This is a genomic window from Brevundimonas guildfordensis (assembly GCF_014836405.1).
In the GTDB taxonomy this organism is placed as follows: Bacteria; Pseudomonadota; Alphaproteobacteria; order Caulobacterales; family Caulobacteraceae; genus Brevundimonas; species Brevundimonas guildfordensis.
Map to the genome: position 1 here is coordinate 297,795 of NZ_JACSQU010000003.1, position 26,894 is coordinate 324,688.

General features: G+C 66.8%; 23 protein-coding genes. 16 read left to right on the top strand and 7 right to left on the bottom strand.

What is annotated here, in order from left to right; translation table 11 throughout:
* Positions 1-170 precede the first annotated feature (170 nt).
* From H9656_RS12970 to H9656_RS13005, 8 genes are all read left to right on the top strand, one after another.
* A complete protein-coding gene (locus H9656_RS12970) occupies positions 171-2,381 on the top strand; it encodes a TonB-dependent receptor (protein ID WP_191744672.1) in 2,211 nt (736 codons plus the stop codon).
* 136 nt (positions 2,382-2,517) lie between these two features.
* Positions 2,518-3,891, top strand: a complete 1,374-nt coding sequence (locus tag H9656_RS12975; RefSeq protein ID WP_191744673.1) for a spinster family MFS transporter — start codon at positions 2,518-2,520, stop codon at positions 3,889-3,891.
* 165 nt (positions 3,892-4,056) lie between these two features.
* On the top strand, positions 4,057-5,247 hold the full coding sequence (gene sucC / locus H9656_RS12980) for an ADP-forming succinate--CoA ligase subunit beta (protein WP_191744674.1): 1,191 nt from the start codon (positions 4,057-4,059) through the stop codon (positions 5,245-5,247).
* A gap of 56 nt (positions 5,248-5,303) precedes the next feature.
* Entirely contained in the window at positions 5,304-6,206 is a 903-nt protein-coding gene (gene sucD, locus H9656_RS12985) for a succinate--CoA ligase subunit alpha (protein ID WP_191744675.1), read from the top strand.
* 397 nt (positions 6,207-6,603) lie between these two features.
* Positions 6,604-9,615 carry a 2-oxoglutarate dehydrogenase E1 component gene (locus tag H9656_RS12990; protein ID WP_191744676.1) on the top strand — a complete coding sequence of 1,004 codons (3,012 nt, stop codon included), beginning with the start codon at positions 6,604-6,606 and terminating at the stop codon, positions 9,613-9,615.
* A gap of 55 nt (positions 9,616-9,670) precedes the next feature.
* Positions 9,671-11,164 (top strand): 2-oxoglutarate dehydrogenase complex dihydrolipoyllysine-residue succinyltransferase, encoded by a 1,494-nt coding sequence (gene odhB / locus H9656_RS12995; RefSeq protein WP_191744677.1) that lies wholly within the window; start codon positions 9,671-9,673, stop codon positions 11,162-11,164.
* Positions 11,165-11,186: 22 nt separating this feature from the next.
* Positions 11,187-11,606 carry a hypothetical protein gene (locus H9656_RS13000; protein WP_191744678.1) on the top strand — a complete coding sequence of 140 codons (420 nt, stop codon included), beginning with the start codon at positions 11,187-11,189 and terminating at the stop codon, positions 11,604-11,606.
* A gap of 32 nt (positions 11,607-11,638) precedes the next feature.
* A complete protein-coding gene (locus H9656_RS13005) occupies positions 11,639-12,073 on the top strand; it encodes a hypothetical protein (protein ID WP_191744679.1) in 435 nt (144 codons plus the stop codon).
* On the opposite strand, the gene H9656_RS13010 is transcribed toward H9656_RS13005, so the two are convergent.
* Entirely contained in the window at positions 12,070-12,336 is a 267-nt protein-coding gene (locus H9656_RS13010) for a DUF6356 family protein (protein ID WP_191744680.1), read from the bottom strand. The two genes, H9656_RS13005 and H9656_RS13010, sit on opposite strands and share 4 nt — an antisense overlap.
* A gap of 160 nt (positions 12,337-12,496) precedes the next feature.
* On the opposite strand from H9656_RS13010, the gene H9656_RS13015 reads away from it, so the two are divergent.
* Together H9656_RS13015 and H9656_RS13020 are read left to right on the top strand one after the other, a co-directional pair.
* A complete protein-coding gene (locus tag H9656_RS13015) occupies positions 12,497-13,702 on the top strand; it encodes an acyl-CoA dehydrogenase (protein ID WP_191744681.1) in 1,206 nt (401 codons plus the stop codon).
* Between the two features lie 127 nt (positions 13,703-13,829).
* The gene (locus H9656_RS13020) at positions 13,830-15,176 is read left to right on the top strand and encodes a S1C family serine protease (protein ID WP_191744682.1); all 1,347 of its coding nucleotides are present in this window, start codon (positions 13,830-13,832) and stop codon (positions 15,174-15,176) included.
* 318 nt (positions 15,177-15,494) lie between these two features.
* Here H9656_RS13020 and fabB read toward each other — a convergent pair whose 3' ends face one another.
* The 3 genes from fabB to H9656_RS13035 all read right to left on the bottom strand — a co-directional run bounded on the left by fabB (position 15,495) and on the right by H9656_RS13035 (position 17,917).
* Positions 15,495-16,724, bottom strand: a complete 1,230-nt coding sequence (gene fabB / locus H9656_RS13025) for a beta-ketoacyl-ACP synthase I (RefSeq protein ID WP_191744683.1) — start codon at positions 16,722-16,724, stop codon at positions 15,495-15,497.
* A gap of 63 nt (positions 16,725-16,787) precedes the next feature.
* A complete protein-coding gene (gene fabA, locus H9656_RS13030; RefSeq protein WP_191744684.1) occupies positions 16,788-17,330 on the bottom strand; it encodes a 3-hydroxyacyl-[acyl-carrier-protein] dehydratase FabA in 543 nt (180 codons plus the stop codon).
* Between the two features lie 80 nt (positions 17,331-17,410).
* Positions 17,411-17,917 (bottom strand): SH3 domain-containing protein, encoded by a 507-nt coding sequence (locus H9656_RS13035; RefSeq protein WP_191744685.1) that lies wholly within the window; start codon positions 17,915-17,917, stop codon positions 17,411-17,413.
* 119 nt (positions 17,918-18,036) lie between these two features.
* Between H9656_RS13035 and H9656_RS13040 the strand changes: the two genes are divergently transcribed.
* Positions 18,037-19,023, top strand: a complete 987-nt coding sequence (locus tag H9656_RS13040; protein WP_191744686.1) for a 2-hydroxyacid dehydrogenase — start codon at positions 18,037-18,039, stop codon at positions 19,021-19,023.
* Here the strand turns inward: H9656_RS13040 and H9656_RS13045 are convergent.
* Together H9656_RS13045 and H9656_RS13050 are read right to left on the bottom strand one after the other, a co-directional pair.
* Positions 19,020-19,796, bottom strand: coding sequence for a HesA/MoeB/ThiF family protein (locus tag H9656_RS13045; RefSeq protein WP_191744687.1), 777 nt, complete (start codon positions 19,794-19,796; stop codon positions 19,020-19,022). The two genes, H9656_RS13040 and H9656_RS13045, sit on opposite strands and share 4 nt — an antisense overlap.
* A 32-nt stretch (positions 19,797-19,828) precedes the next feature.
* Complete coding sequence (locus H9656_RS13050; RefSeq protein ID WP_191744688.1) at positions 19,829-20,239, bottom strand: BLUF domain-containing protein; 411 nt, start codon at positions 20,237-20,239, stop codon at positions 19,829-19,831.
* Between the two features lie 144 nt (positions 20,240-20,383).
* Between H9656_RS13050 and hslV the strand changes: the two genes are divergently transcribed.
* Positions 20,384-20,941 carry an ATP-dependent protease subunit HslV gene (gene hslV / locus H9656_RS13055; RefSeq protein WP_191744689.1) on the top strand — a complete coding sequence of 186 codons (558 nt, stop codon included), beginning with the start codon at positions 20,384-20,386 and terminating at the stop codon, positions 20,939-20,941.
* Positions 20,941-22,245, top strand: coding sequence for an ATP-dependent protease ATPase subunit HslU (hslU, locus tag H9656_RS13060; protein WP_191744690.1), 1,305 nt, complete (start codon positions 20,941-20,943; stop codon positions 22,243-22,245). The genes hslV and hslU overlap by 1 nt, the downstream gene beginning before the upstream one ends.
* 28 nt (positions 22,246-22,273) lie before the next feature.
* Here the strand turns inward: hslU and H9656_RS13065 are convergent, their stop codons facing one another.
* A complete protein-coding gene (locus tag H9656_RS13065) occupies positions 22,274-23,014 on the bottom strand; it encodes an alpha/beta fold hydrolase (RefSeq protein WP_191744691.1) in 741 nt (246 codons plus the stop codon).
* An 81-nt stretch (positions 23,015-23,095) separates the two neighbouring features.
* On the opposite strand from H9656_RS13065, the gene H9656_RS13070 reads away from it, so the two are divergent.
* The 3 genes from H9656_RS13070 to H9656_RS13080 all read left to right on the top strand — a co-directional run bounded on the left by H9656_RS13070 (position 23,096) and on the right by H9656_RS13080 (position 26,799).
* Entirely contained in the window at positions 23,096-24,064 is a 969-nt protein-coding gene (locus H9656_RS13070) for a glycosyltransferase family 9 protein (protein WP_191744692.1), read from the top strand.
* A gap of 126 nt (positions 24,065-24,190) precedes the next feature.
* Positions 24,191-24,712 (top strand): translation initiation factor IF-3, encoded by a 522-nt coding sequence (gene infC / locus H9656_RS13075; RefSeq protein ID WP_024355064.1) that lies wholly within the window; start codon positions 24,191-24,193, stop codon positions 24,710-24,712.
* 125 nt (positions 24,713-24,837) lie between these two features.
* Positions 24,838-26,799 carry an alpha/beta hydrolase family protein gene (locus H9656_RS13080; protein WP_225212513.1) on the top strand — a complete coding sequence of 654 codons (1,962 nt, stop codon included), beginning with the start codon at positions 24,838-24,840 and terminating at the stop codon, positions 26,797-26,799.
* Positions 26,800-26,894 lie beyond the last annotated feature (95 nt).

Here is a 26,894-nt window from a genome sequence, read left to right on the forward strand (position 1 = left end):
AGCTAGTCGCGCTTTGGGGGTTAGTGCAACGGCGCCACAGGGAGGGCCTTTCCGTGACGCAAATCAGGCTTGGCCGTTTGACAGCCGGCCGAAACCCGGTCACCTATGCTGAAAATCATTGAACGCTGAATAAAAGCGTCGATCGGGCCGGAAACAAGATTGGGATTGAAATGAACAGACTCGTGAAAACCGCCCTGCTGGCGGGCGCCGCTTTTGGCGTAATGGCTTCCGCCGCTCAGGCGCAACAGGCTCCTGCCATGGAGGCGCAAGCCTCGACTGTCGACGACATCATCGTCAGCGCGCGCCGTCGTGATGAAGCGCTGAAGGACGTGCCGGTGTCGGTGTCGGCCATGAGCGCCGAACGCCTGGAGCAGACCGGCGCTTCGGACATCACCGCCCTGCAGCAGCAGACGCCCAACGCGACCGTCCAGGTGGCGCGCGGATCCAACTCGACCCTGATCTCCTTCATTCGCGGCATCGGCCAGCAGGACCCGCTGTGGGGCTTCGAGCCCGGCGTGGGCCTGTATGTCGACGACGTCTATGTGGCGCGTCCGCAGGGCGCCGTGCTGGACATCTTCGACATCGAGCGCATCGAGGTCCTGCGCGGGCCGCAGGGGTCGCTGTACGGCCGCAACACGGTCGGCGGCGCCATCAAATACGTCACGTCCCGTCTGGACCCTGACGCGCCGGAGCTGACGCTGCGCGGCGCCTACGGCAGCTACAACCAGATCGATCTGCTGGCCCAGGGCTCGATGCCGGTGACCGACAAGCTGCGCATTGGCGGCGCCGTCGCCAGCTACAACCGCGACGGCTACGGCGAGAACCTGAACACGGGCGCCGAGCACTACGACAAGGATGTCCTGGCCGGCCGCGTCAGCGTCGAGTTCCAGCCCACCGACAACACCTTCTTCCGCCTGGCCTATGACCGCGTTGAGGACCGCTCGAACCCGCGTCACGGTCACCGCGAACAGGCCGGGGTCGGCCCCGGCGCCGGCGTTCCGGGCAGCGTCTATGACACCTACGCCGGCCTGGGCGACCGCAACAAGGTCACCACCGAAGGCGTCTCGCTGACCGCGCAGGTCGACCTCAACGACGTCTGGACGGTCAAGTCGATCACCGCCTACCGCTCGGGCGACACCGACACCCTGATCGACTTCGACAACACGCCGGCGCCGACGCTGGACGTGCCGGCCATCTACGGCGACCACCAGTTCACCCAGGAATTCCAGGCGCTGTTCAGCACCGACCGGATTCAGGGCGTGGCGGGCATCTTCTACCTGGACGGCACCGCCTCGGGCGCCTTCGACACCATCGCTCAGAACTTCGGCATCGTCATCGGCACGGCCGGTTACGTGAAGACGACCAGCATCGCGCTGTTCACCGACATCAACCTGGACCTGACCGATCGTCTGCACCTGGGCCTGGGCGCCCGCTATACCGTCGACGACAAGACCGGCCACGTCTTCCGCGCCAACTATCTGGGCGCGACCCGCAGCCCGCTGCTGGGCGGCACGGCGCGCGCCCCGATCCTGCTGCGCACCGATTACACGCGCTCGAACAGCTTCGACCAGTTCACGCCCAAGGCCTCGCTGTCGTACGACTTCTCGGACCGCATCACCGGCTACGCCTCCTACTCCAAGGGCTATAAGTCGGGGGGCTTCGACATGCGCGGCGACGCGATCCTGACGCCGAACACGGTCAACGGCTATCAGCCGGAAACGGTCGACTCGTATGAAATCGGCCTGAAGGGTTCGGCCTTCGACCGTCGCCTGAGCTTCGCCTCGGCGCTGTTCTACAACGAGTACCAGGACCAGCAGGTCACCACCCAGGTTCCGGCCGTGGGCGGCATCGCCAGCTTCGTCGACAACGTCGGCTCGTCCAAGTTCTACGGGGCTGAAGTCGAAGGCTCGCTGATCCTGACCGACAGCCTGACGGCCAACTTCGCGGTCGGTTACCTGGACTCCAAGTTCGAGCAGTTCCTGCGCTACAACCTGACCACCCAGCAGTACGAGGACATCTCCGACCTGGTCGTGCTGCAGAATGCGCCCAAGTGGACGGGCTACTTCGGCCTGACGTGGCTCGGCGAAGTGGCCGGCGGCTCGCTGGCGGTGACGCCTTCGGTCAGCTACCGCGACGACTACAGCCAGTTCGAGTTCCCCAACCCGGTGCTGGACCAGGAGGCCTTCGCCCTGGTGGACCTGTCGGTCGTGTGGACGGATCCCAGCAACAAGTGGACCGTCGGCCTGTACGGCAAGAACCTGACCGATGAGGAATACCGCGTCGGCGCCTACAACTTCGCGGGCGCGGCCTACAACGACTCCCTGATCGGCTACTACGGTCCGCCGCGCACTGTTACGGCGTCGCTGCAGTACAAGTTCTGATCGGGACCTTTCTCCTGAACGCCTGATCATTTGATCGCGGGCGGCGGTTCGTCGGAGCCGCCGCCCTTCTTTTTTTCATGGCGCGGAGCGGCCAGGCCGTTACCGTCGCTGGACAGAAACCAGTCGGGGAACGTCCATGAGTGAGATCGGGGCCGCCAAGGCCGAAGCAGCGGCGGTCGACGCCCGCGCCGCTTCGCCGGGCTATCGCTACTATGTGCTGGGGATCCTGATCCTCATCTATATGCTGAACTTCCTGGACCGGCAGATCATCGGCATCCTGGCCGCGCCGCTGAAGGCGGAGTTCAACCTCAGCGACACTCAGTTCGGCCTGTTGGGCGGCCTGGCTTTCGCCCTGCTGTACTCGACCCTGGCCATCCCCATCGCCTGGCTGGCGGACCGCTTCAGCCGCGTCTGGATCATGACCGGCGCCCTGACCATCTGGTCGGGCTTCACTGCCCTGTGCGGCGTGGCGGGCGGGTTCGGTTCGCTGTTCCTGTGCCGGATGGGCGTGGGCATCGGCGAGGCGGGCGGGGTGGCCCCAGCCTATTCGCTGATCTCCGACTATTTCCCCAAGTCGCAGCGGGCGCGGGCCTTGGCGGCCTACGCCTTCGGCATTCCGCTGGGCATGGCGGCGGGCACGCTCGTGGGCGGCCTGCTGGCGGCGACCTACGGCTGGCGCACCGCCTTCATCGTGGTGGGCGTTCTGGGCGTGCTGGTGGCGCCGGTGCTGCGCCTGACGGTCAAGGACCCCAAGCGCGGCGGCCTGGATATGGAGCCGTCGGCGCCTGTCGCGGCGCCGGTCGAGGCGCCCAAGGCGCCGCCCTTCATGCAGGTGGTGCGCACCCTGGCGCCCAAGCCCAGCTTCTGGCTGCTGTCGTTCGGGGCGGCCGCGTCTTCGGTGTGCGGCTACGGCGTCGCCGCCTGGCTGCCCAGCTTCTTCATGCGCAGCTTCGGCCTGAGCCTGTCTCAGACCGCCTGGTACTATTCAGCCATTGTCCTGGTCGGCGGGGTGGCGGGCATCTGGCTGGGCGGGTCGATGGCCGACCGCCTGGGCAAGAAGTCCAAGTCGGCCTATCCGCTGACGCCGGCGATCGCCTTCCTGATCTCGGTGCCTTGTTTCATCCTGGCGATGAACTCGGGCGCGGTGGTGGGCGCCGTCATGCCGGGCTCGGACCCCAACGGCTTCGCCTCCCTGGCCCTGGCCTTCGCGATCTTCCTGATCCCCACGGGGCTGAACCTGGTGTGGCTGGGGCCGATCACGGCGGCGGTGCAGCATCTGGGCGGGCCGACCATGCGGACCACGGCCTCAGCCCTGTTCCTGCTGATCAACAACCTGCTGGGGATCGCCGTCGGCATCTATTATTTCGGCTGGATGAGCGACCTGCTGCGCCCGGCCTTCGGCGAGGAGAGCCTGCGTTGGGCGATCTACACGGGCATGGGCTTCTATCTGCTGTCCTCGGCCCTGTTCATCTGCGCCTCTCGGACGCTGAAGAAGGACTGGGTCGACTGACGACCTGAAAAACAGTCTGGGCGGCGGCGCGCGCAGGTCCGCCGCCCGGCATTAGAAAATCCTTGTGAGGCCATAAACAGACAGGCGGTTGCGCTGGCGAAGGCGCGACGCCTATAAGCGCGGCCAAAGTTTCCACAAACCTCCCTAAAACGGCGCGGATCAGACATGAACATTCACGAGTATCAGGCCAAGCAGGTCCTCAAGGGCTACGGCGCCCCGGTTGCGGACGGCGTCGCCATCACCTCGGCCGACCAGGCCGAAGCCGCCGCCAAGCAACTGCCTGGCCCGCTCTACGTCGTGAAGTCGCAGATCCACGCCGGCGGCCGCGGCAAGGGCAAGTTCAAGGAACTGGGCGCCGACGCCAAGGGCGGCGTGCGTCTGGCCTTCTCGATCGAGGAAGCCGTCGCCCACGCCAAGGAAATGCTGGGCAACACCCTGGTGACCGCCCAGACGGGCGAGGCCGGCAAGCAGGTCAACCGCCTGTACATCGAAGACGGCGCCGACATCGCCCGTGAGCTGTACTGCTCGCTGCTGGTCGACCGCTCGGTCGGTCAGACCGCCTTCGTCGTCTCGACCGAAGGCGGCATGGACATCGAAGCCGTGGCCGAGGCCACCCCTGAGAAGATCCACACCATCGCCATCAACCCGGAAGCCGGCGTCACCGCCGAGAACATCGCCGCGATCAACGCCGCGCTGGAGCTGACGGGCGACGCCGCCGAAGACGGCAAGTCGCTGTTCCCGATCCTGTACAAGGCCTTCGTCGAGAAGGACATGGACATGCTCGAGATCAACCCGCTGATCGTCATGGAGAACGGCCGCCTGCGCGTCCTGGACGCCAAGGTCTCGTTCGACGGCAACGCCCTGTACCGTCACGAAGACATCCGCGCCCTGCGCGACGAGACCGAAGAAGACGCCAAGGAAATCGAGGCCTCCAAGTGGGACCTCGCCTATGTGGCTCTGGACGGCAACATCGGCTGCATGGTCAACGGCGCCGGCCTGGCCATGGCGACGATGGACATCATCAAGCTGTACGGCAAGGAACCCGCCAACTTCTGCGACGTCGGCGGCGGCGCCTCGAAGGAGAAGGTCGCGGCGGCCTTCAAGATCATCACCGCCGACCCCAAGGTCGAAGGCATCCTGGTCAACATCTTCGGCGGCATCATGAAGTGCGACGTCATCGCTGAAGGCGTCGTCGCCGCAGTGAAGGAAGTGGGCCTGAAGGTGCCGCTGGTCGTGCGTCTGGAAGGCACGAATGTCGAGCTGGGCAAGAAGATCCTGAACGAGTCGGGTCTGGCCATCACGGCCGCCGATGACCTGGACGACGCCGCCCAGAAGATCGTCGCGGCGATCGCCTAAGGCTCGGCCTTAACGACGACCGCCTCGCAGACACACAGATTTCAGAGCACAGACAAATGTCCATCCTCGTTAACAAGAACACCAAGATCCTGGTCCAGGGCCTGACCGGCAAGACCGGCAGCTTCCACACCGAACAGGCCTTGGCCTACTACGGCACGCAAATGGTCGGCGGCATCCACCCGGCCAAGGGCGGCCAGACCTGGACCGGTTCGCACGGCGAAAGCCTGCCGATCTTCGCCTCGGTCGCCGAAGGCAAGGAGCGCACCGGCGCCGACGCCTCGGTGATCTACGTCCCGCCGGCAGGCGCGGCCGACGCGATCATCGAAGCCATTGAAGCCGAGATCCCCTTCATCACCTGCATCACCGAAGGCATTCCGGTGCAGGACATGGTGCGCGTCAAGGCGCGCCTGGATCGCTCCAACTCGCGCCTGCTGGGCCCGAACTGCCCCGGCGTCCTGACGCCTGAAGAGTGCAAGATCGGCATCATGCCGGGCTCGATCTTCAAGAAGGGCAACGTCGGCATCGTCTCGCGCTCGGGCACGCTGACCTATGAAGCGGTGTTCCAGACCACCAACGAAGGCCTGGGCCAGACCACGGCCGTCGGCATCGGCGGCGACCCGGTCAAGGGCACCGAGTTCATCGACATCCTGGAAATGTTCCTGGCTGACGATGCGACCGAGTCCATCATCATGATCGGTGAAATCGGCGGCTCGGCCGAAGAAGACGCCGCCCAGTTCCTGATCGACGAAGCCAAGAAGGGCCGCAAGAAGCCGATGGCCGGCTTCATCGCGGGCCGCACCGCGCCGAAGGGCCGCACCATGGGCCACGCCGGCGCTGTCGTCTCGGGCGGCAAGGGCGATGCGGAATCCAAGATCGCCGCGATGGAGGCTGCGGGCATCCGCGTCTCGCCGTCGCCGGCGCGTCTGGGCACCACTCTGGTGGAAGTGCTGAAGGGCTAAAGCCCTTCCGCAGCGCACGCTGCGCGTGCGGGCGCTATCGCTCGCCGCGCGGCGGCTCGCTGCTTCAGCGCCTTTTTGAGGGGCGCGACGCTATGTTCGCGACGCGGTCGCTCGCTGCTTGAGCGCCGGATTCACTTGAGGGTGGGTTTGGCGCTGAGCGGCGGCGGATTGGACTAAAGTCTAGCCGATCCCCGTTTCGGGGACGTTTTTCGCGCCGTGTGACCTTTTGTAACGCCTCCGGAATCATCCGGAGGCGTTTTTTCTTGCAGATTCGACCAAATTCCACCCGCTCCGCCTCCCTTCGGTCATGACCGGTAAGGAAACAGGGCCTATATGAACGGCGCTGCTCTCCGCGCGGCTGTGCGCGGGCGGTTGTAAAGGGACGATTGAAAGAAAAATGGCGGACGATGCGGGTCGGCTGAACCAGGTCTTTGCCGAGACCTCCTTCCTCTATGGCGCGAACGCGGCCTTCATTGAGGACCTGCACGAAAAATGGGCCTCGGACCCCGGCTCGGTGTCGGGGGAGTGGCGCGCCTTCTTCGATCAGCTGAAGGATAACGCCGAGCTGGTGAAGCAGTCGGCCGCCGCCGGCTCCTGGGGCCGTTCGGGCGCGACCGAGCCGACCGAAGAGACCGCCGTGTTCGACGGCCGCTGGCCCGCGCCCAAGGTCGATCCCAAGGCCGCCGGCAAGCCCGGCGCCCGCCCGGCTGCTCCGGCCGAGGCCGGGGTGTCGGCCGCTGACGTTCGCGCCGCCGCCCATGACTCCATCCGCGCCCTGATGCTGATCCGCTCGTACCGTGTGAACGGACACCTGCAGGCCAACCTGGATCCGCTGGGAATCGAGCCGCCGGTTCAGAACCCCGAGCTGACGCCCGAATTCTATGGCTTCACCGAAGCCGACATGGACCGTCCGATCTTCCTCGACGGCGTGCTGGGTCTGGAGACCGGCTCGCTGCGCCAGGTGATCGAGCTGCTGCGCCGCACCTATTGCGGCAGTATCGGCGTGCAGTTCATGCACATCGCCGAGCCGGAAGAAAAAGCCTGGCTGCAACAGCGCATCGAGGGCCCGGACAAGTTCGAGCAGAACGCCTTCACCAAGGAAGGCAAGCTGGCCATCTTCAAGAAGCTGGCCGAGGCCGAGGGCTTCGAGCGCTTCCTGCACAAGCGCTTCCCCGGCACCAAGCGCTTCGGCCTGGACGGCGGCGAGGCCATGGTTCCGGCGCTGGAGCAGGTGATCAAGCGCGGCGGCGCCCTGGGCGTTGACGAAATCGTTCTGGGCATGGCCCACCGCGGCCGCCTGAACGTCCTGGCCGCCGTCATGGGCAAGCCCTACAAGGCCATCTTCCACGAGTTCCAGGGCGGCTCGTCCGTCCCCTCGGACATCGAAGGCTCGGGCGACGTCAAATACCACATGGGCGCCTCGTCGGACCGTGAGTTCGACGGCCACAGCGTCCACCTGTCGCTGACCGCCAACCCCTCGCACCTGGAAATCGTGAACCCGGTCGTCCTGGGCAAGTCGCGCGCCAAGCAGGCGTTCGACATCCGCGAAGCCGAGGTCAACGCCGGCAAGCCGGACGTCGAATGGGTGCTGGACCGCTCCAAGGTCGCGCCGCTGCTGATCCACGGCGACGCCGCCTTCGCCGGTCAGGGCGTGGTGGCTGAGTGCTTCGCCCTGATGGGGCTGAAGGGCTACCGCACCGGCGGCACGCTGCACTTCGTCATCAACAACCAGATCGGCTTCACCACGGCGCCGCGCAACTCGCGCTCGTCGCCCTATCCGTCGGATGTCGCCCTGATGGTTCAGGCGCCGATCTTCCACGTCAACGGCGATGACCCCGAAGCGGTCGTCTTCGCCGCCAAGGTGGCCACGGAATACCGCCAGAAGTTCCACAAGGACGTGGTGGTGGACATGTTCTGCTACCGCCGCTTCGGCCACAACGAAGGCGACGACCCGACCTTCACCCAGCCGCTGATGTACGCCAAGATCAAGAACCAGCCCTCGACGCTGGAGATCTACGCCAAGCGTCTGGTCGGCGAGGGCGTCATCACCCAGGCCGAGGTCGACGCCGAGATCGCTCGCTTCGAGGCCTACCTCGACGCCGAGTTCGAAGCCGGCAAGACGTTCGAAGCCAAGAAGGCCGACTGGCTGGACGGCGAGTGGAAGGGCCTGGGCGCCGAGAAGACCGATGACGCCGCGCAGCGCGGCGACACCGCCGTCGTGACCGCCAAGCTCAAGGACTTCGGCCATCGCCTGACGACGATCCCGAACAGCGTCGACGTGCACAAGACGCTGAAGCGCGTCATCGACGCCCGTCGCGACGCCGTGTCGAGCGGCGAGAACATCGACTGGGCCACGGCCGAAAGCCTGGCCTTCGCCAGCCTGCTGGACGAAGGCTACAACATCCGCCTGTCGGGCCAGGACTCGGTCCGCGGCACCTTCTCGCAGCGTCACTCGGGCATCACCGACCAGACGACCGAGCAGCGCTACTTCCCGCTGAACAACCTGCGCGACGGCCAGGCCCATTTTGAGGTCATCGACTCGGCCCTGTCGGAAGAGGCGGTGCTGGGCTTCGAGTACGGCTATTCGCTGGCCGATCCGAACACCCTGACCATGTGGGAAGGCCAGTTCGGCGACTTCGTGAACGGCGCCCAGGTGGTGATCGACCAGTTCATCTCGTCGGGCGAGCGCAAGTGGCTGCGCATGAGCGGTCTCGTGATGCTTCTGCCGCACGGCTATGAAGGTCAGGGCCCCGAGCACTCCTCGGCGCGCCTGGAGCGCTTCCTGCAGCAGTGCGCCGAGAACAACATGCAGGTCGCCAACTGCACGACGCCGGCCAACTACTTCCACATCCTGCGCCGCCAGCTGCACCGCTCGTACCGCAAGCCGTTGATCCTGATGACGCCCAAGTCGCTGCTGCGTCACAAGAAGGCGGTCTCGACCCTGGCCGACATGGCCGAGGGCAGCTCCTTCCACCGCGTGCTGCGCGACGACGCCCAGCTGCGTCCGGACGTGGCGGGCGTGACGCTGAAGGCCGACAAGGACATCCGCAAGGTCATCGTCTGCTCGGGCAAGGTCTATTACGACCTGCTGGACGCGCGCGAGAAGGCGGGCGTCAACGACATCTACATCCTGCGTCTGGAACAGTTCTATCCGTGGCCGATCAAGTCGATCTCGGCGGAACTGGCGCGCTTCCCCAACGCCGATCTGGTCTGGTGCCAGGAAGAGCCCAAGAACATGGGCGGCTGGACCTTCGTCGATCCGTGGATCGAGCTGACGCTCGAGAAGATGGACGTGAAGGCCAAGCGCGCGCGCTACGTCGGTCGTCCGGCTTCGGCCTCGACCGCTGCGGGCCTGATGAGCCGACACCTGAAGGAACTCGAGACCTTCCTCGCCGAGGCCATGGCCTGACCGCCGCGCCTGACCTAAGAAACAAGTAAAGTTCAGACACGAAAAGACACTGAAGATGGCCGATATCCTCACCCCCGCCCTCGGTGAATCCGTCGCCGAAGCCTCCATCGCCAAGTGGACCAAGAAGGTCGGCGACGCCGTCAAGAAGGACGAAGTCCTGGTCGAGCTGGAAACCGACAAGGTCTCGCTGGAAGTCGTCGCCCCCGCCGACGGCGTGCTGTCGGCGATCAACGCTGATGAAGGCGACACCGTCGTTCCCGGCACGGTGCTGGGCGCTGTGACCGAAGGCGGCGCAGCCGCTGCCTCGGCTCCGGCTCCGGCGGCTGCTGCGGCGCCCGCCGCCGCCCCGGCCGCCTCGGGCGGCGCCGGGGTCGACATCGCCGTGCCGACCATGGGCGAAAGCGTCGCCGAAGGCTCGATCGGAACCTGGCTGAAGAAGTCGGGCGACACCGTCGCCAAGGACGAGCTGCTGGTCGAGATCGAGACCGACAAGGTGGCCGTGGAAGTCTCGGCCCCGGCCGCCGGCGTCCTGACCATCACGGCCGCTGACGGCGCCACCGTGACCCCCGGCCAGGTGATCGGCTCCGTCGCCGCCTCGGGCGCCGCTGCTGCGGCCGCCCCGGCTGCGGCTGCTGCTCCGGCCAACACGGGTTCGGCGCAGGCTCCGGCTTCTGCTCACCTGTCGCCCGCCGTTCAGCGCGTCGTGTCCGAGAACAACCTGAACCCGGCCTCGCTGTCGGCTTCGGGTCCGAAGGGCAACATCACCAAGGCCGACGCCATCGCCGCCATCGGGGCCGCCGCTCCGGCTGCGCCCAAGGCTGCTGCTCCGGCCGCCCCGCGCGCCGACCAGCCGCGCGAAGAGCGGGTGAAGATGACGCGCCTGCGTCAGACCATCGCCCGTCGCCTGAAGGAATCCCAGAACACGGCCGCCCAGCTGACCACCTTCAACGAGGTGGACATGACCAACGTCATGGCCCTGCGCGCCCAGTACAAGGAAGTCTTCGAGAAGCGCCACGGCGTGAAGCTGGGCTTCATGTCCTTCTTCACCAAGGCGGTCGTTGCGGCCCTGCACGAAATCCCGGCGGTTAACGCCGAGATCGACGGCACGGACATCATCTACAAGAACCACTACGACATCGGCGTGGCGGTCGGCACCGACAAGGGTCTGGTGGTTCCGGTGCTTCGCGACGCGGATACGCTGTCGCTGGCAGGCATTGAAAAGGGCATCGGCGCCCTGGGCCGGGCCGCCCGCGACGGCGCCCTGACCATGGATCAGATGCAGGGCGGCACCTTCACCATCACCAACGGCGGCACCTACGGCTCGCTGATGTCGACGCCGATCCTGAACACGCCGCAGTCGGGCATCCTGGGCATGCACAACATCGTGCAGCGCCCAATGGCCATCAACGGCGAGGTCAAGATCCGTCCGATGATGTACCTGGCCCTCAGCTACGATCACCGCATCGTCGACGGCAAGGAAGCCGTGACCTTCCTGGTCCGCATCAAGGAACTGCTGGAAGACCCGGCGCGCGCCCTGCTGGACCTGTAATCTGAAGGATGAGAGCCGGGCGATGGTGGAAATCGTGATCGCCCGTTTTTCCACTCAGGCAGAAGCGGAACTGACCGCATCGTTTCTGAGAAGGCACGGCGTGAGAGCGCGCGTGCCTTCTTTTGCTTTTGCCGAAAGTGTGGGCTCGCCGGCGGGCGCCGGCATTGGCGAACTGCCTGTTATTGTAAAAGCAGATCAGGCGAAAAAAGCATGGAAATTGCTGAAGCGGGTGCGCGCAGGCGAGTTTGTTGGCGAAGTAGACTCAGATAATCCTCGCCGACGGCTAGGCGCGCAGTTGTCCGAGGTGCTCCTTCCCGTGCCTGGTTACACAGCGCCTTCACGATGGGTGGCGCGGGCGCCCTTGCTGGCCATAGCTGTCTTGTTCATTCTCTCGCTGTTCGGCGCCACCGTGTTCCGCCTGCTGCGGGTAAGCTTAGGATGACGAGCTAATCCTCGCTAGGAGGCAAGCGGTTCATGAGCCTGGTTGAGATCGCCCGTTATCAAGACGTCTACGAGGCCGATCTGGCGGCCGCCTTCCTGGCGTCGCACGACATCGAGGTGTCGGTGACGGAGCGGTTCCAGACCACGGTCGACCCCCTGATGCAGCGCGCCCTGGGCATCCGTCTGATGGGGCGGACGGATCAGGCGGCGCAGGCGCGCGACCTTCTGGCGCGCGCCGGGGCCGGTGAGTTCGCGACCGATGAGGGGGATGATCTGGACGGGCCGGATTCGACGGTTCGCGCGGCGTCGCGAGGACTGGCTCTGTTCGCCTTCGCGGCGGGTGCGGGTTTTGTCGGCACAAGCATGCCGCGTCGCTTCGGCGCCTTGCAATGGGCGGGTCTGGCGATCCTGGGCGCGGTCGTGCTGCTGTCCCTGATCCTGTGGCTGGTCGGGGTGTTTAGCGCCTAGAGGCCGACGTCCCAGACGCCCGCATCGCGCATGCGACATTCGCGCGCTTCGGCGGCGCGACCGCCCATGTCGTGGGCCATGCCGCGAATGGCGTCGGACACTGTGGTCTTGTGCAGGCCGGGCGTCACGGCATGAACGAAGGCGCAGCCCGCCAGACGCAGCAGCTTGAAGCCAAAGCGGCTCGAGGCGGCCATATGCTCGAAATAGGTCTCGTCGACCTCACGCGGGTGGTCGCGGAACAGACGATTGAAAGCGTTCGACATGCACCCAGCCTTAGCGTGTTCGCGCCGATCCCTCTACCCGGCCGCCGCATTCTGGCCTAAACCCGCGCGAGGAATAGAGGGCGCTTCGTCACGCCGCTTCAACCCCGCGTGAGAGGGAAGGGCGGGCGAATATTCCTTCTGAGACTCAAGAGGACGACACATGGCTGACGGCAACACCGCTTCCGCACAGAAATCTTCGGGCCAGACGTTCCGCTGGGATGATCCTTTCGATCTGACCGGGCGGCTGACCGATGAGGAGCGGATGGTGCAGGACGCCGCCCGGTCCTATGCGCGCGAGGCCCTGCTGCCGCGCGTGGTCGCCGCTTTCCGCGACGAGACGTTTGATCGCGCCATCATGACCGAGATGGGCGAGATGGGCTTTCTGGGCGCCATGCTGCCGGAGCAGTACGGCGGCTCCGAAGCGTCGCATGTCGCCTATGGCCTGATCGCGCGCGAGATCGAGGCGATCGACAGCGGTTATCGCTCGGCCATGAGCGTGCAGTCGTCCCTGGCCATGTACCCGATCTACGCCTTCGGCTCTGACGCGCAGAAGGCCAAGTTCCTGCCCAAGATGGCGGCGGGCGAACTGATCGGCTGCTTCGGCCTGACCGAGGCCGACGGCGGGTCGGATCCGGCCTCGATGAAGACCACGGCGGTCGCGGTCGACGGCGGCTATCGCCTGAACGGCGGCAAATACTGGATCACCAACTCGCCCATCGCCGACCTGGCCATCGTCTGGGCCAAGCTGGACGGCAAGATCCGCGGCTTCATCGTCGAGCGCGACTTCGACGGCTTCACCACGGGCAAGATCGGCGACAAGCTGTCCCTGCGCGCCTCGGTGACGGGAGACATCGGCCTGAACGACGTCTTCGTGCCGGAGGCCAATCTTCTGCCGGGCGTCCAGGGCCTGCGAGGGCCGTTCTCGTGCCTGAACAAGGCGCGTTACGGCATCGCCTGGGGGGCCATGGGCGCCGCCGAGTTCTGCTTCCACGCCAGCCGCGACTATGTCGCCGAGCGCACCCTGTTCGGCCGCCCGCTGTCGGCGCGCCAGCTGGTGCAGAAGAAGCTGGCCGACATGCAGACCGAGATCTTCCTCGGCTTCGAGGGCGCCTACGCCCTGGGCCGCCTGCTGGACACCCGCGCCTGGGTCCCCGAGGCCATCAGCCTGATGAAGCGCAACAACTGCGGCAAGGCGCTGGACGTCGCCCGCGTCGCTCGCGACATGCACGGCGGGGCCGGCATCACCGGCGAACTGCACGTCATGCGCCACGCCATGAACCTGGAAACGGTCAATACCTACGAAGGCGCGCACGACGTCCACGCCCTGATTCTGGGCCGCGCCATCACCGGCGAGGCCGCCTTCTGATCCAAGCGTTGCAGAAAACGCGCGGCGGGCCGATCCTTTGCCGTCGTCGCGCGTTTGTCTCGCCTGCGGGGCGGCGGCGGCCGCCTGTCCGTCGGTCCAATGCGGTCGGCGCGTGAAGGAAATCAGAATGACCAAACACAGCCTGCTGGCCGGCGCCGCCCTCGCGATCTTCAGCTTTGGCGGCATGGCGCAGGCGGCGCCCGCGATGGTCGCCGGCGCGGCGGTGCAGTCTCCCGTCGCCGCCATGCCCTATGACGCCCGGCGCGGCGTCTTCACCTTCGCCGCCGGGCTGGAGGAAAGCCTGCCCGCCGTGGTGCAGGTGACGACCCTGGGCCAGTCTCGCGGTCCCAGCTCGGCGGGCAATCCCAAGCCCTCGCAGGGCGGATCGGGCGTCATCATCGATGCGCGCGAAGGCATCATCGTCACCAACCACCACGTCATCGAGAACGGCCAGAAATTCACGGTCGACCTGATCGACGGCCGCCTGTTCGACGCCACCCTGATCGGCGCGGACAAGGCTACCGACATCGCCGTGCTGAAAATCGACGCCACAGGCCTGTCGCAGGTGACGACGGTGGATTCCGACACCCTGCGCAGCGGCGACCTGGCGTTCGCCGTCGGTTATCCGCTGGGGCTGGACCAGACCCTGACGATGGGCGTCATCTCGGGCCTGAACCGCTCAGGCATGGGCGACGCCATCGAAGACTATATCCAGACCGATGCGGCGGTGAACTCGGGCAACTCGGGCGGCCCGCTGCTGGACAGCCGGGGACGGCTGATCGGCATCAACACCGCCATCCTGTCGGGCGGCTTCGGCGGCGGCAACGACGGCATCGCCTTCGCCGTGCCGACGCGCATCATGATGTTCGTGGTCGACCAACTGCGCGCCTCGGGCGAGGTCAAGCGCGGCCGCGTCGGCCTGGGTCTGGGCTCGTTGACGGCCGAGCGGGCGCGCGAGATCGGGCTGAACATCGTGCGCGGGGCTGTGGTCTATGACGTCGAACCAGGCTCCTCGGGCGAGAAGGCGGGGCTGAAGCCGGGCGACGTGCTGACCCGCATCCAGGGCCGTCCCGTGGCCAACGCCGGCTCGGTTCAGGCCACCGTCGGCATCGCCCAGGCCGGAACCCAGATGCCCGTCGTCTATCTGCGCGACGGCCGCGAGGCCTCGGCTCAGCTGACAGTCGAGCCCTCGGACCCGGCGGGGGTGCGTCTGGGCGCGCAGGCCGCCATCGCCCGCGGCTTGACCCTCCGGAATGCGGTGTCGGGTCCCGGCGTCCAAATCGCCGTGGTCGAGGCTGGCTCATCGGCGGCGGCTGCTGGCTTTCAAGCCGGGGACGTGGTGGTTCAGGCTGGCGGCGTCGAGATCTCGGACATGAAGGACTTGGCGCAGCGCCTCCAGGCGGCAGGCGAGGCGGCCGTGCCGCTGATCATCCTGCGCGATCAGGAGCGGGTCGAGATCGACCTGCCCGCCTGATCAAGCGGCTCCATTACGGCGTCAAACTCGCCCACGCGGCCCAGCGTTGCGCGGGCGAAGTCTTGTGCAGCTGTGGGCGGCGCATAGCGAAACGCCCGCGCTGCTGGAGGGGGCAGGGCGGGCGTCGCTTGGAGGAAACATCGACCCGCCGAGGCCCTTTACACGGAAAAATCCGGGGGGCTGGGGGGGCTGTTCAGGATCCGGGACTTTTCCGGGCTCCGACGGGCCGATGCTGCTTTTGTGAGCGCCCTTCCGGGCGGACGAAGGACCGAATGGGGGCGTTTTCGTGTCGTTTCGGATCCTGCTGATCGGTGAAGCTTAGACCTTGGACAGGATCAGCGAGGCGTTGGTGCCGCCGAAGCCGAAGCTGTTGGACATGACGTGCTTCAGTTCGCCGTCGTGGCGCTGGCGCAGGATCGGCATGCCCTCGAACTCAGGATCCAGGTTCTCGATGTGGGCGCTCTCGGCGGCGAAGCCGTGCTTCATCATCAGCAGGCAGTAGATGGCCTCCTGCGCGCCCGCCGCGCCCAGCGAGTGGCCCGTCAGCGACTTGGTCGAGGAGATCATCGGCAGGTCGTTGCCGAAGACGTTGCGCACGGCGCCCATCTCCTTGCTGTCGCCGACCGGCGTCGAGGTGCCGTGCGGGTTCAGGTAGTCGATCTTCGGATTGCCGGCCATGTCCAGCGCGATCTTCATGCAGCGCTCGGCGCCTTCGCCCGACGGGGCCACCATGTCGTAGCCGTCCGAGTTGGCGCCGTAGCCGGTGACTTCGGCGTAGATGGTCGCGCCGCGCGCCACGGCGCGTTCGTACTCTTCCAGCACCACGATGCCTGCGCCGCCGGCGATGACGAAGCCGTCGCGGGCCGTGTCATAGGCGCGGCTGGCCTTGGCGGGCGTGTCGTTGAAGTTGGAGGACATGGCGCCCATGGCGTCGAACATGTTCGACATGGACCAGTCGATGTCTTCGCAGCCGCCGGCGAAGACCACGTCCTGCTTGCCCCAGGCGATCTGCTCGGCGGCCGCGCCGATGCAGTGGGCGCTGGTCGCGCAGGCCGAGCTGATCGAATAGTTGATGCCCTTCAGCTCGAACCAGGTGGCCAGAACGGCCGAGGGGCCGGACGCCATCGCCTTGGGCACGGCGAAGGGGCCGACGCGCTTGGGCGAGCCTTTTTCTACGGTGGTCTGGGCCGCCTGCAGGATGACCTGGGTCGAGGGGCCGCCCTCGCCGACGATCAGGCCGATGCGATCGTCCTTGACCTCGTCGGCGCTCAGGCCGCTGTCCTTCAGGGCCTCCTCGAAGGCGATGTGCGCCCAGGCCGTGCCGTTGGCCAGGAAGCGCGCGGCGCGGCGGTCGACCAGCGGCGCCCAGTCCTCGGCCGTATGACCCAGGGCCGGCGGCGCCCAGACCTGGGAGCGGAAGCCGTATTTGGCGTGGTCGGGGGCGAGCTGGACGCCCGACTTGGCGTTGCGCAGCGAGGCCGCGACCTCGTCCTGGCCGGTGCCGATGGAAGAGACGATGCCCAGTCCGGTGACGACGACACGCCGCATGGTGTTTCCAATCCTACAAAGTCTGCGGATGCCGCGTAGGCCGCGGCTGTCCATCAAGTGGGGTCAGGCGGCGCTCGGTTCCACCGTAGCCGCGCCGCCGAACAGGCCGACGCGCATATCGGCGCAAGTATAGATGACCTCGCCGTCCGCTTCGAGCACGCCGTCCGCGATGCCCATGACCAGCTTGCGGTTGATGACGCGCTTGAGGTGGACCTTGTAAACCACCTTCTTGACGTCCGGGGTCACCTGGCCGGTAAATTTGACCTCGCCGACGCCCAGCGCCCGACCTTTGCCGGGGCCGCCGATCCAGCCGAGGTAGAAGCCGACCAGCTGCCACATGGCGTCCAGGCCGAGGCACCCCGGCATGACCGGATCGCCGATGAAGTGGCACTGGAAGAACCAGAGGTCCGGGTTGATGTCGAGTTCGGCCTCGACATAGCCCTTGCCGTAGTCGCCGCCGTCGGCGCTGATGGTCTTGATGCGGTCGAACATCAGCATGGGCGGCGCGGGCAGCTGGGCGTTGCCCGGGCCGAACAGTTCGCCCCGGCCCGAGGCCAGCAGGCCTTCGTGATCGAACGACGACGGATATTGCGACGACTGGCTCAAGGGTGATCAGCTCCGAAAGGTGTTGCTGGCGGGTTACACGACCCAGAGGCCGCGCTCAACCATGCCGTCACTATATGAGATCAGGAGGCGCGGCCGGTTCCGGCGGGACGGGCGGCGTTGCATAGGGCGCGTTCCTGGGCGCCGAAGACGGCCCGTTGCTGCACCCAGCCGCGCAGCTTGCGCGCTCTTACGCGGCACCAGCCGTCCTCGCACTCGTCCAGCGACACCAGGGCGCGCGGCGACAGCAGGGCGCGGACCGAAGCGGTTTCGGAACGGCCAGAGCGGATGGGCACAGGCTCGTCCGAACGGTTGAACACGCTGCGACGGCCCGAGGCGACGGTGCGGTGGATCCAGGCCACGGCGCCGTCCGGATCGCAGATTTTTCGCCACTCGCGCGTCTCGGCGATCACCTGCACCGGCAGGCCGGCGGCGCGGTATTCCCACAGAATGCGGTAATCGAGGCCCGGTCCTTGACGCGCCCGCACCTGCGAGGATTTCAGCGTCACCCAGCGCGGCACTTCCAGCCCTGTCGGGGTCGGGCGGCCGTCCGGCATGGTGGCGCCCGCCGACAGCAGGACGCCGGTCATCAGGACAGCGGCGAGGGCCGCGACGCGAGGCGCCCTTTTGAACCTGACCGCAGCTTTGCTAGACACCGAATATCGACCCGTTCCGAACGGGCGCCGCCCGTGGAAAACCCAGGTCTCCTATGTCCGCTCGCAAGCTTAAGGTCGTATTAACCAGACGCCTGCCTGACGCCGTCGAAACACGGATGCGCGAACTTTTCGACGCTGAGCTGAACCTGACCGACCGACCGATGTCGCGCGACGAACTGGCCGCCGTTCTTCAGCGGGCCGAGGTCCTGGTCCCGACCATCACCGATCGACTGGACGCCGAGCTGATCGCCGGGGCGGGCGAGCAGCTGAAGATGATCGCCAACTTCGGCGCGGGCGTGGACCACATTGACATCGACGCCGCTGTGGGGCGCGGGATCATCGTCACCAATACGCCGGGGGTCCTGACCGAGGACACCGCCGACCTGGGTATGAGCCTGATCCTGGCGGTCAGCCGCCGCATCGTCGAGGGCGCCGCCGTCGTCGAGGCCGGGCGCTTCGAGGGCTGGAGCCCGACCTGGATGTGCGGCCGCAAACTGTGGGGCAAGCGTCTGGGCATCGTCGGCATGGGCCGCATCGGCCAGGCCCTGGCCCGCCGCGCCAAGGCCTTCGGCATGCAGGTCCACTATCACAACCGCAAGCCGGTCCCCGAAATGATCGCCGAGGAGCTGGGCGCGACCTGGTGGGACGATCTGGACCAGATGCTGGCGCGGATGGACGTCATCTCGCTGAACTGCCCTGCGACGAAGGAGACGCATCATCTGCTGTCGGCCGAGCGCCTGGCCCGTCTTCAACCGCACGCCATCGTGGTCAATACGGCGCGCGGCGAACTGATCGACGAGGCGGCCCTGGTCGAGGCGCTGGACCGCCGCGCCCTGTTCGGCGTCGGTCTGGACGTGTTCGAGCACGAGCCGAAGGTCCATCCCGGTCTGATCGGCCGCCCGAACGTGGTGCTGCTGCCTCACCTGGGCTCGGCCACCATCGAGGCGCGCCAGGACATGGGCGACCGGGTCATCGCCAACATCATGACCTATCAGAACGGCCACCGCTCGCCGGACCGCGTCATCCCGGCGATGCTTTAAGCGTGAGCTGACGCGCACACCGGGCAGGCGGGGTCGGCGGCGATCTTCGCCACCCGGCTGGTTCCGGCCAGACCGTCGTAGAGCATCAGACGGCCGGTCAGCGGTTCGCCCGCGCCGGTGATCAGCTTGATCGCCTCCAGCGCCGCCATGGCGCCGATGACGCCGGCCAGGGCGCCGACCACGCCGACGCGGGCGCAGGTCTCGGCGTCGGGCGGAACCTCGGGCACCAGGCACTGATAGCAGGGACGCCCCTCGAACACCGACACCTGCCCCGACCAGCGGCCCAGGGCGCCAGACACCAGCGGCTTGCCCGCCGCCACGCAGGCGGCGTTGACGGCCAGACGCGTCTCGAAGTCGTCGGTGCCGTCCAGCGCCAGGTCGAAGTCCTGCATCAGGGCCGCTGCGCTGTCCGGCGTGATGCGCTGGTTGAACGACTGGACCGTGACGTGCGGGTTCAAGGCGTTGAGGCGTTCGGCGCCCGCCTCGACCTTGGCGCGGTCGGGGTCGTCGGCCGTGAAGGCGATCTGGCGCTGCAGGTTCGACAGGGCCACCGTGTCGTCGTCGATCAGCCCCAGCGTCCCCACCCCTGCGGCGGCCAGATAGAGGGCGGCCGGATTGCCCACTCCGCCCATGCCGACGATCAGCACGCGGGCGCGCTTCAGCGCCTGCTGGCCGGGGCCGCCGATCTCGGACAGCACCAGCTGGCGGGCGTAACGCTCGACCTCTCCGTCGGAAAAGCGAACCGGGGCGGCGGGGGCGGAAGGCTGGGTCACGCCGGACTGTCTAGCGCAGTCCGGCCGATGCGTCAGGCGGGAACCGCAAGGGCCTGGGAGGCGCTGACCAGCAAGGCCTCGGCCTGGGCTGCGCTCAGTTGGTCCAGCGAGGGCCGGCTCATGTGCGGCCAGACGGGCCGAGGCATCTCGACCAGCGTCATCGGCCACTCCTCGAACAGGCGGGCGGCGGCGTCCTGATCCGACAGCAGGCGGATGTTCTCATGGCGAGGGTCGGCGCGCAGCCGGTCCATCAGCCGATCCACATCGGCGCGGCGTCCTTCGATAGCCTGAAGAAAGCGGCCGTCGTGGCGCATCAGCACCCCTGTGATGCGGTCTCTGCGATTGTTTCTGATCGAGGCGCCCAGGATTTCGGCGAGAACCAGCAGACTCGTCGCGGCCTCGCCGACGGCGTCGCTGACGTAGATGGCGCGGTGCAAAGGCAAGAAGAACTCGAAAGAAAACGCGTACGGGGAGCGGCTCCTGTCATGCAAGCGCGCCAGAGGCAAGCTAAGCCATGAACGCCCGAACGATCCCTGCGGCGCAGGACCGTCTTGCGGCGGCGCCGGTTCCTCGCCATCTGACCCGCCATGAACACCACCGCTTCCAACTTTCCAGACTGGCACGGCACCACCATCCTGGCGGTGCGCAAGAACGGCCGCACCGTCATCGCCGGCGACGGCCAGGTCTCGATGGGGCCGACCATCGTCAAGGGCGCCGCGCGCAAGGTGCGCACCCTGGCGAACGGCAAGGTGCTGGCGGGCTTCGCCGGCGCCACGGCCGACGCCCTGACCCTGATCGAGCGGCTGGAGGCCAAGCTGGAGCAGTATCCCGACCAGTTGGCCCGCGCCTGCGTCGAACTGGCCAAGGACTGGCGCACAGACCGTTACCTGCGCCGGCTGGAGGCCATGCTGCTGGTCGCCGACAAGGACACCATTCTGACGGTCACCGGCGTCGGCGACGTGCTGGAGCCGGAACACGGCGTGGCCGCTGTCGGCTCTGGGGGCAACTACGCCCTGGCCGCCGCCCGCGCCCTGATCGACGAGAACACCGAGCTGGACGCAGAACAGATCGCCCGCAAGGCCATGAAGATCGCCGCCGACATCTGCGTCTACACCAACGGCAATCTCACGGTGGAAAGCCTGTAATGACCGATCTGTCTCCTCGTGAAATCGTCTCCGAGCTGGACCGCTTCATCGTCGGACAGGACGACGCCAAGCGCGCCGTGGCCGTGGCCCTGCGCAACCGCTGGCGGCGCAAGCGTGTGCCCGACGACCTGCGCGACGAGGTCACGCCCAAGAATATCCTGATGATCGGCCCGACGGGGGTCGGCAAGACCGAGATCGCCCGGCGTCTGGCCAAGCTGGCCGGATCGCCCTTCCTCAAGGTCGAGGCGACCAAGTTCACCGAGGTCGGCTACGTCGGCCGCGATGTCGATCAGATCATGCGCGATCTGGTCGAAAGCGCGTTGGTCATGGTGCGCGACAAGCGCCGCTCGGGCGTCAAGGCCAGGGCCGAGGGGCTGGCTGAGGAACGCATCCTCGACGCCCTGGTCGGGCCTGGTTCGCAGCCCGCCACGCGCGAGGCTTTCCGCAAGAAGCTGCGCGCCGGCGAACTGGACGACAAGGAGGTCGAGATCGCCCTGGCCGACACCGCCTCGCCGCTGCAGGGGCTGGACATGCCGGGCGGCGGCAACGTCGGCCTGCTGAACCTGTCGGAAATGCTGGGCAAGATGGGCGGCGGCCGCACCAAAACCGTCAAGTTGACCGTCGCCGAGGCGATGGCGCCGCTGACCACGGAAGAGAGCGACAAGCTGCTGGATCAGGAAAGCCTGACCAAGGAGGCCCTGCTGCTGGCCGAGAACGAAGGCATCGTCTTCCTGGACGAGATCGACAAGGTCGCCGCGCGTCAGGATCGCGGCGGCGGCGCCGACGTCTCGCGCGAAGGGGTGCAGCGCGACCTGCTGCCCCTGATCGAGGGCACGACCGTCTCGACCAAATATGGGCCGGTGAAGACCGACCATGTGCTGTTCATCGCCTCGGGCGCCTTCCACGTCGCCAAGCCGTCGGACCTGCTGCCCGAGCTGCAGGGCCGTCTGCCGATCCGGGTCGAGCTGAAGGCCCTGACCCGCGACGACTTCAAGCGCATCCTGACGGAGCCGGAGGCCAATCTGATCCGTCAGAACCAGGCCCTGCTGGCGACCGAAGGGGTCGAGCTGGTCTTTACCGATGACGCCGTGGAGGCCATGGCCGACGCTGCGGTGGCCGCCAACTCCACCGTCGAGAACATCGGCGCGCGCCGTCTTCAGACGGTGATGGAGCGGGTGCTGGAAGAGACCAGCTTCAAGGCCTCGGACCTGTCCGGCCAGACCCTGACCTTCGACGGGGACAAGGTGCGCGAAAAGGTCGGCGACCTGGCCAAGAACGTCGACCTGAGCCGGTTCATCCTGTGATCTAGAATGCCGTCATGGCGGTGCGGAGTCAGCCCCGCATCGCCTCCACGGCGTCCACCAACCGCTCCAGTTCCCCCGGGCTCGACAGCCGGTGGTCGCCGCCTTCGATCAGGTCGAGTCGCAGGTCGCCGCCGGTCAGGCGTTCGGCCAGCTCGACCTGATGGCGCCACGGCACCACGTCGTCGGCGCGGCCCTGCAGCACATGAACCGGGGCCCTGATCTCGATCCGGCCGTCCAGCAGCAGCCAGTCGCGGGCCTCCTCGAACATCCGCCGGGTCAGGACGTAGGAGCCGAGCCCTTCCTCGGTGATGACCGTCTCGCCGTCGCGCAGGATGGCCTGGCGTTCATGGTCGGCCAGCCCCGGCCACATCAGCTTTTCGGTGAAGTCCTGCGCTGGATTGACCAGCACCACGCCCTTGATCCGTTCCGGCCGCGCCAGCGTCGCCAGCAGCGCCACCCAGCCGCCCATGGACGAGCCCACCGGGATCACCGGCCCCTCAAGGCTGTCCAACAGGGCGACGGCGTCCTCGCGCCAGCGGCCGATGGTGGCCTGTTTCCAGTCGCCGGAAGACACGCCGTGGGCGAAGTGATCGTAGCGGACATAGCTCCACCCGCGCTCGCGGGCGGCGGCGTCCAGCGCCAGCGCCTTGGTCCCTTCCATGTCCGAACGGAAGCCGCCGATCCAGATGACCGTCGGGCCGTCGCCCTCGACCGCCTTATAGGCCAGAATCTCGCCGTCGGGGCGGATCAGGGTCTGGACGTCGGACATGAAAACTCCTCGGACTGTCATTCCTCGCTGAATGGCTTTAGCAGAGACGGCGATTGTTCACAGAGGCCGCGAGGCGCCCGCTTGTCTGCTCCTAAAGCCCTGTTCGTCAGCTCCAACCGCATCGGCGACTGCGTCATCTCCTCGGGCGTGATCCGCGAGATCTCGCGCCAGCTGCCGGGCGTTCAGATCACCGTCGCCTGCGGCCGCCCGCCCGCGCCCTTCTTCCGTTCGGCGCCGAACGTCGAGCGGGTCATCATCCTCGACAAGAAGAAGGCCGCCGGTCACTGGGTCGATCTGTGGAAGCAGGTGCGCGGGACCCAGTGGGACATCGTCGTGGACATCCGCGGCTCGGCGCTGGCCTATCTGATCCCGGCCAAGCGGCGCATCGTCTACAACCGCCGCTGGGAGACCGGCCTGCGCAAGGTCGAGATGGTGTCGCGCCTGATGGGCTCGGAGACGCCGCTGGACCCGGAAATCTTCCTCGATGACCAGGCGCGCGCCGAGGCGGCGGCCGTCATCGACCCCCAACTGGCCGCCGGGCCGGGCGAGGGGCCGATCATCGCTCTGGCGCCCATCGCGCACCAGCCCGGCAAGTCGTGGCCCGCTGATCGCTGGGGCGCGCTGGTCGAGAAGCTGAAGGCCGAGCCGCGCTTTGACGGTTGGCGCTTCATGCCGGTCGGCGGCCCCGGCGACCGGCCGCCCGCGACCCCTGCCCTGGAGGCGGCGGGACCGCGCGGCATCGACTGCGTGGGCAAGGGCGACATCCTCTGCTCGGCCGCCGCCATCGACCGGGCGACGCTGTTCGTCGGCAATGACAGCGGCCTGATGCACGTCTCGGCAGCGTTGGGGCGGCCGACGCTGGGCCTGTTCGGTCCGACCGAGTGGTGGCTCTATGGGCCGTGGGGGCCGAAGACGCGCACTGTCGCCTCGAACGAGACGCGCGGCCAGTTCGCCCCGATCGAGGCCCTGAGCGTCGATCATGTGTTCGACGGGGTGCTGGCGCTGCACGACGCCTATGTCGCAAACGGGTTTAGCCCCGAGAAGCCTTGAAATCCGGGCCTTCTGTCGCCATATTCGCGCCGCTCGAAGGGAATGGCGCCTGGCGTCGTCCGCCTTCGTCCGCTCATTTCGCCTATCTTCTGATCACATAAGGAAACGACGCCCATTCGCCGTCCCATGCAAGCGCCGCCCGTAAAGGACGGGCCGCCCATCAACCAGGATATCCGCGCCGCCCGCGTTCTGCTCATCGACCAGAATGGGGAAAAACAGGGCGTCATGCCGCTGTCCGCCGCGCTGGAGGCCGCCGAAGAGGCGGGCCTGGACCTGGTTCAGATCGTCGCCAACGCCGAAACGCCGGTGTGCAAGATTCTGGACTACGGCAAGCATCGTTTCCAGGAACAGAAAAAGAAGGCTGAGGCGCGCAAGCGTCAGAAGGTCGTCGAGCTGAAGGAAATCAAGCTCCGCCCGAACATCGACAGCCACGACTACGATGTGAAGGCCAAGGCCATGCATCGCTTCTTCGACGACGGCGACAAGGTCAAGGTGACCATCCGCTTCCGCGGCCGCGAAATGGCCCACCCGGAACTCGGCATGAAGCTGATGCACAAGGTCCAGGCCGATTTCGAGGAAGAGGCCAAGGTGGAGTTCGCGCCTAAGATGGAAGGCCGCCAGATGATCATGATCCTGGCGCCGCGCTGATCTCGCATCGCTGACTTCGCGTTTCAGAAACCCCGACCGAAAGGTCGGGGTTTTTTGATGCCTTGCGTACTTGGCGAACGCTGTCAGGTTAGGAGCGGTTCAAGGGCGCCGAGGGGAGGGGCGGGATGGGAGGCTTGAGGGCAGGGGCGATCGTGCTGGCCTTGGTTCTGGCCATGTCGATGTTGGTGGAGCGTGTCGCGGCCGAAGCTCCCGCGCTTGACGCCTATGGCGCCGCACCGGCTGTTGACCATGTGGAGCTTTCGCCCAGCGGCGACCTGATCGCCCGGGTCATGGTGGTCGGCGAGAAGCGCGCCCTGGCGGTCAGCCGCCTATCCACCGGCGAAAGCGTCTTCGCCGCCTCGATCGGAGAGGCCAAGGTCCGGGACCTGCGCTGGATCGGGGAAGAGCGGATTCTGATCATCACCTCGCAGACCCACAGCCTGCCGCTTCTTGGGGTGCCGCGCTCAGAACTGTTCTTTGGCATGATGCTGGAGTTGAAGGCCAAGGACATCGTCCAGGTGCTCCGCGCGACCCCGGATGTTCTGGCGGCCCTCTATGGCGGCGCGGCCGTTCGCCGGACGTCGCAGGGCGACGCTGTCTTTGCGCGAGGCGTCAATGTCCTCACAGGCCAGATCGACCTTCACAAAATCAATCTGAGCAGCGGTCACGGCCGGTCGGTTTCTTCCATGGACCGCGATACGGAAGATTATGTCCTGAACGCCGAGGGCGAGGTGATCGCCGAGTCCCGCTATGTAGAACGCCAAGGCCGTTGGTCGCTGCATCTGCGTGAAGGATGGCGCCTGCGGCAGGCGTGGGCGGTCGATGCGGCGCTGGATACGCCGAATCTGGTCGGCATGGGGCGCAGCGCCAATACGGTCGTCGTCAGCGCCAGGCGGCCCGACCTTTCCGACACCGCCGAATCCGAGACCGGCCATGTGCTGTTCGAGGTCGATGTAGCGAGCGGCGACTGGGGCCGTCTTCCGTTTGAGCGGCATCCGACCCGGCTGATCCACCATCCCCGCACCGGTCTGTTGATCGGCGGGAGTTACCAGGATGAAGACGGCGTCGGCTACGAATTCCTGGACGCTGCGGCGGGGCGTCGGTGGCAGGCGATTGCGCGGGCTTTCCCCGGCAAGGCTCCGCAACTCATGTCCTGGACCGATGCGCTGAATCAGGTCGTGGTCTTCATCGATACGGGCGAGTCAGGGGTCTATCAGCTCGTCGACTTTGATGCGGGCGAGGCCAACATCGTGGCCGAGGCCTATCCGACCATCCTGGCCGAGCAGGTCGGGGCTGTGCGGCCGATCAGCTATACAGCGGCGGACGGGATGGAGATTCCCGGCTATCTGACCCTGCCGCCGGGCGTGGACACGCCGGCGAACCTGCCCCTGATCGTTCTGGCGCACGGGGGGCCGGCGGCGCGCGACGTCGCCGGGTTCGACTACTGGGCCCAGGCTCTCGCATCCAGAGGCTATGCTGTTCTGCAGCCCAACTTCCGGGGCTCTTCGGGATATGGGCGCGCCTTCATGGAGGCGGGTTACGGCGAATGGGGGCGCAAGATGCAGACGGACCTGTCGGACGGCGTGCGCTGGCTGGCGGCGGAGGGCGTCATAGATCCTGCGCGAGTCTGTATCGTCGGCGGCAGCTATGGCGGCTATGCGGCGATGGCGGGACTGACGATTGATAAGGAGCCGTATCGCTGTGCGGTGTCCGTCAACGGCGTTTCCGACCTGAGGCGAATGGTCAACCGCGTGGCGAACCGTCAGGAGCGGAACAGCCACGCCGTGCGCTACTGGAACCGCTTCATGGGCGCCGAAAAGCTGAATGATCGGGCGCTGGACGCCCTGTCTCCCGCCATGCTGGCGGATCAGGTCGAAGGCCCGCTGTTGCTGATCCACGGCAAGCAGGACACGGTGGTCAATATCGAGCAGAGCCGCGTCATGGCCGACGCCATGCGCCGCGCGGGCAAGCGGGTGGAGCTGGTCGAGCTGGAAAGCGAGGATCACTGGCTTTCCCGGCCGGAGACGCGCCAGAGGATGCTGCGCGAGACCGTGCGGTTTCTCACAGCCCACAACCCGGTTGATTGATGCAGGGCGGCGCCAGAGGGCGCTCCGAGAATGTCCGGCGTCAGCTGCGGATGAAACTCGGGCGCCGTTCTAGCGGCGGTTGGATTCCGACCGCG

Bases quoted from the DNA above. Each gene is read 5' to 3' on its own strand.
- H9656_RS12970 (WP_191744672.1), top strand. From the start codon at position 171: ATGAACAGACTCGTGAAAACCGCCCTGCTGGCGGGCGCCGCTTTTGGC.
- H9656_RS12975 (WP_191744673.1), top strand. From the start codon at position 2,518: ATGAGTGAGATCGGGGCCGCCAAGGCCGAAGCAGCGGCGGTCGACGCC.
- sucC (WP_191744674.1), top strand. From the start codon at position 4,057: ATGAACATTCACGAGTATCAGGCCAAGCAGGTCCTCAAGGGCTACGGC.
- sucD (WP_191744675.1), top strand. From the start codon at position 5,304: ATGTCCATCCTCGTTAACAAGAACACCAAGATCCTGGTCCAGGGCCTG.
- H9656_RS12990 (WP_191744676.1), top strand. From the start codon at position 6,604: ATGGCGGACGATGCGGGTCGGCTGAACCAGGTCTTTGCCGAGACCTCC.
- odhB (WP_191744677.1), top strand. From the start codon at position 9,671: ATGGCCGATATCCTCACCCCCGCCCTCGGTGAATCCGTCGCCGAAGCC.
- H9656_RS13000 (WP_191744678.1), top strand. From the start codon at position 11,187: ATGGTGGAAATCGTGATCGCCCGTTTTTCCACTCAGGCAGAAGCGGAA.
- H9656_RS13005 (WP_191744679.1), top strand. From the start codon at position 11,639: ATGAGCCTGGTTGAGATCGCCCGTTATCAAGACGTCTACGAGGCCGAT.
- H9656_RS13010 (WP_191744680.1), bottom strand. From the start codon at position 12,336: ATGTCGAACGCTTTCAATCGTCTGTTCCGCGACCACCCGCGTGAGGTC.
- H9656_RS13015 (WP_191744681.1), top strand. From the start codon at position 12,497: ATGGCTGACGGCAACACCGCTTCCGCACAGAAATCTTCGGGCCAGACG.
- H9656_RS13020 (WP_191744682.1), top strand. From the start codon at position 13,830: ATGACCAAACACAGCCTGCTGGCCGGCGCCGCCCTCGCGATCTTCAGC.
- fabB (WP_191744683.1), bottom strand. From the start codon at position 16,724: ATGCGGCGTGTCGTCGTCACCGGACTGGGCATCGTCTCTTCCATCGGC.
- H9656_RS13035 (WP_191744685.1), bottom strand. From the start codon at position 17,917: ATGACCGGCGTCCTGCTGTCGGCGGGCGCCACCATGCCGGACGGCCGC.
- H9656_RS13040 (WP_191744686.1), top strand. From the start codon at position 18,037: ATGTCCGCTCGCAAGCTTAAGGTCGTATTAACCAGACGCCTGCCTGAC.
- hslV (WP_191744689.1), top strand. From the start codon at position 20,384: ATGAACACCACCGCTTCCAACTTTCCAGACTGGCACGGCACCACCATC.
- hslU (WP_191744690.1), top strand. From the start codon at position 20,941: ATGACCGATCTGTCTCCTCGTGAAATCGTCTCCGAGCTGGACCGCTTC.
- H9656_RS13065 (WP_191744691.1), bottom strand. From the start codon at position 23,014: ATGTCCGACGTCCAGACCCTGATCCGCCCCGACGGCGAGATTCTGGCC.
- infC (WP_024355064.1), top strand. From the start codon at position 24,191: ATGCAAGCGCCGCCCGTAAAGGACGGGCCGCCCATCAACCAGGATATC.
- H9656_RS13080 (WP_225212513.1), top strand. From the start codon at position 24,838: ATGGGAGGCTTGAGGGCAGGGGCGATCGTGCTGGCCTTGGTTCTGGCC.